An 8,312-nucleotide genomic window follows, 5' to 3' on the forward strand; every position below is an offset into this window, starting at 1 on the left:
AAGCCGCTCTGGCGGCGGAAACAGATGGTAGCGATGTCCCGACCACAGGACAGACTCGCCGTAGCCCTCCGCAAGCCGCGCCTTCAGCTTGTACGCGAAGGCGAGGTTGACCTGCTGCCCGAGAATCGCCCAGCACAGGGCCTCGAACAAGTCGGGGATGCCGACAATGCGCAGGCCGCGAAAGCGTTCCGTAAGCGGCCCGAGCAGAGAATCGCCTTCCGCCAGCTTATAGAACGGCCGCAAGTCGCGGTCCAGGTCGAACCAGTCGCGGATATACCGCGCCAGTTCTTCCAGACCGGCATCCCCGGGCCGTTCTCCTTCCAGCAGTTCCACCCGCAAGCGCCCCGGCTCCGGCGCCGCCAGCCGGATCAGCAGCAGCGCCCCGTCCGCCCGAAGCAGGCGGGTGACCCCTTCGCCGTCCGTCCTGTACAGACATTCCAGCGGCGAGCGCGCCATATAGTCGAGACACGTTTCCCAATCGAACAGCTCAGGCAGCGGCAGCTCAAAAAGCAAATCGTTCATGCCCGGCCGCCGCCACATGGGCGATTCCCTCCAGTTCCAGCAGTTCCTGCTTGAGCCGGAGCCCTCCGGCATAGCCGGTCAGCGTGCCGTTCGCCCCGATGACCCGGTGGCAGGGAAAAAACCCCGGCAGCGGGTTGCGGCCGTTCGCCGCGCCCACGGCGCGCATCGCCCCCGGCCGGCCGATTCTCCCCGCCAGCTCGGCGTACGTGATGACCGCGCCATACGGAATATCGCCAAGCGCCGTCCATACCTCCCGCTGAAACTCCGTTCCTCTAACATCGAAGGGCAGCTCCCGAAAGTCCGGCTGCCGCCCGGCAAAGTAGTCCTCCAGCAGGCGAATCGCTCCCCACTCTTCAAAGGGCCGCTTATCGTCAGTTACGCCGCTGCCCGGAGCGTAGCGGTCCAGCCAAGCCTTTGCCGTTTCCTCCGTATCATGCTGAAAGGACAGGCGGCACAGCCCATCCGCACCGCCCCACAGCGTCCATGTCCGTCCCCCAAAATTAAGGGTGTGCCGGTATATCGTATTCTGGCTCATCCGCCATTCCTCCTTGAACCCGTTCTCTGTATTCCGTTGGCGACGCTCCCGTGTGCCGATGAAACCAGGCGGCAAAATGGGAAGCGCCGCGAAAGCCGACCGTCCTGCCTATATCGGACACAGGCATCCGGCTGAGGCCCAGAAGCCCGCAAGCCTTGTCCAGCCGCACTTGGTCCAGCTTGGCTGCCGGTGTAAGGCCCGTCACTTCCTTGTATACCCGGTGAAGATGGGAAGCGCTAACCTTCAGCCGCCCGGCCAAGCCGCTTAGCGTCAGCCGCTCTCCGTACTCGGCGATGATCACGGCATCGGCCTGAGCCGCCAGAACAGCGTCCGGGCGCAGCCGACCACCCTCTTCGGGACGACATCTTTTGCAGGGCCTGAAGCCCGCCTGAAGCGCCTCCTCCAGCGATGGATAGAACGTTACATTGTCCGGCTTGGGCGTTCTGGCCCGGCAGGATGGCCGGCATACAATGCCGGTAGTCTTGACTCCGGTATAATAAACCCCGTCATACCGGGGGTCGCGCCGCGCGACAGCCTGATAGACAAGGTCGAATAATGCCTGATCCATGATGCATCCCTCCACACCGCCATTATAACGCATTACGCCGCACCGAAGCAGGCCGCCCGAATAAGAGGGCAAGAATACGACAGTGTCTTTTTCAAGAAGAGATGGCTGCGCCGTTCTCACAGGAGGAGGCAGCCGTTACCCGCAAATAAATAAGACCAAGAATATTCATCGGTACTTAACCTGAATGCCAGAGCAGGCGCTCTCTTCCCATATACATCCCCAGACCGAGCGCAGAATCGGCTTGCGGACGGTTTGGGCAGCTTCGCCCCCGGCTTATAATAAAGTCGAACATTCGGGGAGACGGACTGCGGAATGCTCCGTGCAATATGAGGAAATGGAAAGCCGTTTAAATTCCGTTTACAGTCCTGTTGTAATTTGGTAAAGGCTTCATTGCACACAAAGACCATTCTTTTCATTCGAGGTGAGTTCCCATTAAAACCAACGTTCTTGGCAACAACAAGTATCTGGTGCTGGCCGCGCTGATGATCGGCCTGATCTTTACGGAGCTGGACGAGACGATTGTCGCGACGGCGATGCCCACGATTATCCGCGAGCTGCACGGCCTCAGTCTCTACGGCTGGGTGGCGGGCATATATATGCTGGCTGTCACAATGTTCATGCCCATTCTCGGCAAGCTGGCCGATCTGTACGGACGCAAGCGAGTGTACTTAAGCTGCATGGCGCTGTTCATCGGCGGGTCCATCGTCAGCGGATTCGCGCAGTCCATGACGATGCTGCTTATCGGCCGTGGCATCCAGGGCGTGGGAGCCGGCGGTCTGATGCCGCTTGCACTCGTCATTATCGGCGAGATTTTTCCGCTGGAGCAGCGCGCCAAAATCCAGAGCCTGGCCGGCCCGATGATGATTATTCCGCAGCTGCTCGGTCCGACACTCGGCGGCTATATCGTCGGACATTTCAGCTGGCACTGGGTGTTCCTGATCAATCTCCCGGTCGGCATTCTCTCCGCGATCCTGCTCGGCAAGGGGCTGAACGAATCGCGAAGCGAGGAGAAACGGGCCATCGACTGGGCCGGGGCCGGCACGCTGATGCTGGCGCTCTTGTCCCTGCTGCTGGCGCCCGTGCTAATTGACAATCAGGGCTACGGGTGGTTCTCTCCCGTTATTATCGGGCTGCTAGCGGTCTCCGCCCTTCTGATCGCCCTGTTCATCAACATTGAGCGCCGAGCCGCAGAACCCGTCATTCCTATGCATTTATTCAAGAACCGGAACGTCGTCGTTCTCTCCATTCTTGTGTTCATCCTGATGCTGGGCATTATGGGCGGGATTGCCCTCTTCCCGTTCTTTTCGCAAAATGTTATGGGCCTGACACCGACCGCCTCCGGCTATCTGTCGCTGGCGTTTATGGCTGGTGTAATCCCGGCCAGCATTGTGTTCGGTTCTCTGATCACGCGCGTCGCTTACCGGAGCCTGTTTATCCTTTTCTTCACGCTGCCTATTGCCGGCTTTTTCCTGCTGTCGCGAATCGGTATCCACACCGGCGTTCTTTACATCATCGTCTGCTTTGTCATCCTGGGCGTCGGCATGGGGGCGATGTTCGGCGGAAATACGCTGATCGTTCAGGAATCGGTGGAGAAAAAACACAGCGGCATCGCCCTATCCACAGTCCAGCTGTTTCAATCGCTCGGGGCGACCATCGGGCTCAGTGTGTTCGGCAGCCTGCTCTCCGGCCACATTAGCAAAGGCGTTGAACCGCTCAGCAGTCAGCTGCCTCCCGGCACATTGGAGAATCTGGCGGCGGGCGGAATCCCGCCCGGCATCTCGCCGCAGCTGCTGACCGAAGTGAAAATGGTGTTCGCGCACGCCTTCCAGAATGTGTTCTCCATTTCGCTCGTTTTTGTTATTCTGACGTTCATCATCTGCTGGTTCCTTAAAAAAGAGGTGCTCTCTCCCAAAAGAGAGGACTCCGCCGAGACGATCGCCGAGGCCCTGTAACCTGTACAAGAACGGCTGTGCCGCCCAAATGTCGGGGGTGCAGCCGTTTCGCGTAAAAACGTTCTCATCCTGGAGTTTCACAGGCAGCAAAATTCGATCCGATCCGACAGGATACTGTGATGAAAATCTCATTTTTCTTATAATCTAACAGGATTATTGTTCCATGCCGTCGAATATGTTCTTAAGAAACACGGCTGCGCCGTCCTCGCAGGAGGAGGGCATCCGTTTCTCGAAGAAATATAAGAATCTACGAAAGAGATGATTTCGAGCCTGCACACCCTGTTTACGGAACTGCATGGCATCCCCAACCCCGGCGAATGGAAAATGATACTGGAGGTCCTTGAAGGCCGGATCTTCAAGATTCGGTCCAAACTGCATAACTATACTTGCAGCGAGCTTGTTGCTGAGTCATACATCAAGATGGGCCTGCTCGATCCGAATGCCGTCATCAACGGATTTATGCCAAGCGATTTCTCCTCGGACGGACATCTGCCGCTGCTTAAAGGCTCATTCAGGGAAGAAATCGAAATAGACCTCGCTGGCATCAAATCGTCCACCTGACAGAAGAACATGAAAGCTACATTAACTGCATCTTCGGCAACCGCACCTTCGGCTGCTTCAAAATCCCGCATAGGCCGGATTGGATTACTCGTGTTCGGACTGGTCATTGCTTTGCTTATGCTGCCCTGCATCCAAACGGCGGATTCGGCCCGTCTGGAAGAAGCAGCCGGAGCCGGCAGCCTCCGTACCAATACGGATCTTCAGGGCGACTTGAAAATATGGGAGGACAAAGACGGACAGCTCACGATCCTGGATGTTGCAAGTCCAGCAATGGATTCGTTATTCATGCCGTACAAAACCAGCGGACTCAGCGGCTCAATTAAAGGTTCGGTCTATTGGGTCAAGCTGGATCTGTTCAATGCCTCTCCCAGGACGAGAGAGCTTCTGCTCGAACTCAGTAAACCCCAGCTCAGCCGGGTGACCTTGTATCAATTCGACGATGAACGCCATTTTTTGCGCCAGACCCGAACGGGAAGAAGTCTGCCCTTCAATGAGCGAACCTTCAACCATCGAAATTTTATTTTCAACCTTTCGTTCCCTCCCGAATCCGGGCAGCGGCTGTATTTTCAGATTCAAACCGACAGTTATCTCCAGCTTCCGATGAAGCTGTGGGAGACACAGAGCTTTATCGAAAAGGAACAGCGCTCGGGTCTTTTGTTCGGCATGTATTACGGGATTATGTTCGCAATGGCGCTTTACAACAGTTTTCTCTTTGTGTCGATCAGAGACAGGGTTTATTTGTATTATGTGCTCTTTATCATTTCCTTTGCGGTCATGCAGGCCGTGTGGGACGGATTTGCCTACCAATATTTATGGCCGGGGCATCCCGCTTGGGAACTGAAATCCAATCCCGTCTTTATTGTGTTGACCTGTCTGTTCACATGTGCGTTCTCACGGACCTTTCTGTCGGTTCCTAAATATTCGCCGCGAGTGGACAAAATGATGTGCGCCTTTATAGCCGGACTTGTTCTGACACTGCCCAGTATGATATTTATGCCGCCGGGCTTATGCACCAAATTAGCCGTCTACCTTGCATCTGCCAGCATTTTGCTCTGCCTGTCGGCGATAGCGGCTGTACGGTTTCGGATGCGGTCCGTCTTTTTCTATAGTGCTTCATGGCTGGTCCTGTTTGCGGGCTCCACACTAAATATCTTGGCCGCTTACAAGCTGCTTCCCTTGAACTTCCTGTCGCTGTACTCTGTACGGTTCGGCTCGGTAGCCGAGACCATTCTCCTATCCGTAGCACTGGCGGACCGGTTTAACCTTATCAAGCAAGAAAAACTGCTGGAAGAGAAACAGGGAAGCCTGCTCAAGAATCTGCATGAAACGACGAAAAAGCTGACTTCTACCTATGATTTAGACAAGCTTCTTCATTACACGCTGATCAGCCTTTCCAATGTTACCGCCTGCGAGAACGGCTTCATTCTATTAAAGAACGGGGAAGGGTACGTACTGAATACCTCGGTTGGCAGCGGGTTGTGGGATGGGCTGCTTCTTGCAGAGCTTGAGACGGAACCATTCTTCGGCGCGTTGATCCGTGAAAAAAGGCTGATGCTCCACTCCGATCCCGGTGTATCCTCCGGCCAACTCAGCCCGGGAACCAAAACCTGTATCGGAATCCCGATCCTGTACCGCGACCGTTTGCTGGGTCTGGTGGTTCTGTACAGCTATTCCTTCAGGAGCTTGGCTGAGAGCGAAAGAGAAATCCTCCGCGATTTTGCCGGTCAGGTCGGCATCTCCATTGAAAATGCCCGCCTGTTCTCGGAGATTAACCGGATGGCCTCAACGGACGGTCTGACGGGAGTGTATAACCGCAGTTATTTTCTGAGCCTGGCCAACAGGCACTTGTCCCAGTCCTTGAGCATGGACAAGCCCTTGTCGCTGATCATGGTCGACATTGACCATTTTAAGAGCATTAATGACCGATACGGTCATCTTGCCGGCGACAAGGTTATTCAGGAAACGGCGAAACGGCTCGCCGAATTGGCTCAGCCCCGCGGCATTATCGGCCGGTACGGCGGCGAGGAATTCGTGATCCTGCTTCCCGGTACCGCAGCCGAGCAGGCGTACCGACTGGCGGAAATTATGCGAAAAAGCATCTCAGCGTCTCCCGTCCAGCTCGAGCAAACGGGCAGCGTCAAGTACACAATCAGTTTGGGCATCTCATCCGTTTCGCCGGACACGAGCGGAATTAAGATGCTTATCGACCAGGCGGACCAAGCGCTGTACAAAGCTAAAGAGAGCGGCCGAAACTGCGTACGTAATGGAATTTAAAATAAAGGAAAACTTCGCTTAGAGATTTTCGGGGACGGATATTATTTCAATAAGGGACACCTTCGCGGGTGTCTTTTTTACTCGGTCTGACTCGCTGAAGCAGAAGTGATATAATTAATTCACTATAGGCTTACAGGAGAATACTATCATGCCATCGATACATGCGCTTGATGACGCCGGGTGGGCCAGGCTCATCCAAGATACGGCGTATTATTTTGACGACCTGACCCTTAAACGGGGCTTCCAATATTATAAGCAGCAGCGGGTGTCTGAGTTGACGGCTGGTTCACCCGGACTTGTCACGGCTTTCGTAGACGGAAAAGACCGGTACAACGTCGAAATTATTCTCGGCGCCCTCTCAATCAGCAGCTGCAGCTGCCCCGTCGTCGGGCCATGCAAGCATATGGCAGCCGTCCTGATGGACTACGCCGGAGCGCAGGGCCGGCCGGTTCAACTGCTGGCCAACGCCAAGTCGTCCGCCCAGGTCAGGGCGGCAATAAGCTCCGCCCGCGCCGTACCGGAGGGCGGCAATGCCGCCGCCGGCAGACCAAGCGGCTTACGGCACGACAGCTCGGCTTCCGGCACCCTGGCTGCCGGAAATGGCGGGCCAGACAGCGGTGGCGGTTCAAAAAGCAGTAACGTGACGGACACAGACGATAGAGCGGAAAGCTATCCGGATGGAGGTGAAGCAGGGAATGCCGGGAGAGCAGCCCGCAGGGAAAGAGCGGACGAGGCTGAGAAAAGCGGCGTCTGGCCGGGCAGCAAGGGAGTTAAGAGCGAAGCTCTACGCGGCACCAAGGATGCCTTGAAGGAGCAAGGCCGCCTCGTTCCGGTCATGAACGTCGCCGAGTGGCATGAACTGTTCGCCCGTTGTGTATCCCCTCTTGCCGGAGGGACCCGGAACCCGCAATATGCAGATGAAGCGCTCGCGGCAATTCTTCACATCAAGCCGCCCTTGCCCCCAGAACTCGACAAGCTGTTCGGCTTGCATGCCCGCCTCTTCGTTCTGGGAACGCTGACTGCCCGCGTGGCCGGAAAGACCGGGACGTTCACGCCTTCGCTCGGATACTACACCCACTTGGCCGTAACGGAGCTTCAGGATGATATTGAGCGCTTCTTCCATACGAAGCCATCTCCCGCCTCCGAGCCGGAGCAATGGAACCGCATATTGGACACACTCGGGGTTCTCCGGCGGACTCTGCTGGCGGAAACAAAGGAGCAGACCTTCTATTCTTCTCTTTATTATTTGCTGTGGAGAAAATGGATTATTCCTGAAATCCACGATACAGCGATTTTCGGAGAAGAACTGCGGCGGCTGGAAGAGGGAGAAGACAACCAGGCGGCGTCCCCTTCCCGGCAGCCCCTGCTGATCGCCCGGGCCTGGATGCATTTCTGCCTGTCTGAAGACGACGAGGCCCTAAGCCTGTTACGGGAAGCGGCTAAGCGTCCGGGATTCCATCCGGAAGGGCTGGATATTTTCTGGGAGCCGCTGTCGGAAGCCGGGGAGGCGCGGAGGCTTGTAAACTGGCTTACGGAGGCTGGCGAACTGCTGCAAGGGCATCGCCGTCACAGTCTTGACAGCTACGCCCGGCACTGGGAGGAGGCTGTCCGGCTTTTGCCGGGCGCCGAGCCGCAAATGTGGCGTGTTCTGGCAGACATGCTTCCTTTAAGCGGCGGCATTTACGAAGAGAAGCTGCTGGCTCACGGACGCTGGCGCGAATGGATGGATTACCAGCTCAGCTCCGGTAGGGACCCTGCGGATTTCCGGGTGCGGGAGCTTCAGCCGATAGAGAAAAATGCGCCGGAGCTGCTGCTGCCCTTCTACCATCACGCGGTCGAGCGGCATGTCTCAGAGAAGAACAGAAGCAGCTACAAAGCGGCGGGAAAGCTGCTGAAGCGG

Annotated in this window: 7 protein-coding genes; 4 read left to right on the forward strand and 3 right to left on the reverse strand. The window is 56.4% G+C overall.

Translation table 11 applies throughout. From position 1 onward, the window contains the following. The 3 genes from L691_RS0107395 to L691_RS0107405 form a co-directional block, all read right to left on the reverse strand. Positions 1-522, reverse strand: a 522-nt coding sequence (locus L691_RS0107395) for a DNA-3-methyladenine glycosylase family protein (protein ID WP_025689728.1), incomplete at its 3' end; no start/stop codon positions are given. Continuing rightward, the gene (locus L691_RS0107400) at positions 503-1,057 is read right to left on the reverse strand and encodes a methylated-DNA--[protein]-cysteine S-methyltransferase (protein ID WP_025689722.1); all 555 of its coding nucleotides are present in this window, start codon (positions 1,055-1,057) and stop codon (positions 503-505) included. The genes L691_RS0107395 and L691_RS0107400, both read right to left, overlap by 20 nt. Next, positions 1,023-1,625, reverse strand: coding sequence for a bifunctional transcriptional activator/DNA repair enzyme AdaA (locus L691_RS0107405; RefSeq protein ID WP_025689723.1), 603 nt, complete (start codon positions 1,623-1,625; stop codon positions 1,023-1,025). The genes L691_RS0107400 and L691_RS0107405 overlap by 35 nt, the downstream gene beginning before the upstream one ends. A gap of 467 nt (positions 1,626-2,092) precedes the next feature. Between L691_RS0107405 and L691_RS0107410 the strand changes: the two genes are divergently transcribed. From L691_RS0107410 to L691_RS30615, 4 genes are all read left to right on the forward strand, one after another. Beyond that, the gene (locus tag L691_RS0107410) at positions 2,093-3,577 is read left to right on the forward strand and encodes an MDR family MFS transporter (protein ID WP_025689724.1); all 1,485 of its coding nucleotides are present in this window, start codon (positions 2,093-2,095) and stop codon (positions 3,575-3,577) included. Between the two features lie 324 nt (positions 3,578-3,901). Beyond that, a complete protein-coding gene (locus L691_RS0107415; RefSeq protein WP_156934191.1) occupies positions 3,902-4,138 on the forward strand; it encodes a hypothetical protein in 237 nt (78 codons plus the stop codon). A gap of 9 nt (positions 4,139-4,147) precedes the next feature. Then, positions 4,148-6,412: a sensor domain-containing diguanylate cyclase gene (locus L691_RS0107420; protein ID WP_084653953.1), complete on the forward strand. Its 2,265-nt coding sequence runs from the start codon at positions 4,148-4,150 to the stop codon at positions 6,410-6,412. 148 nt (positions 6,413-6,560) lie between these two features. Beyond that, on the forward strand, positions 6,561-8,312 hold a 1,752-nt coding region (locus L691_RS30615; protein ID WP_025689727.1), incomplete at its 3' end, for an SWIM zinc finger family protein.

It is taken from the genome of Paenibacillus zanthoxyli JH29 (genome assembly GCF_000520715.1).
GTDB lineage: Bacteria > Bacillota > Bacilli > Paenibacillales > Paenibacillaceae > Paenibacillus_AQ > Paenibacillus_AQ zanthoxyli.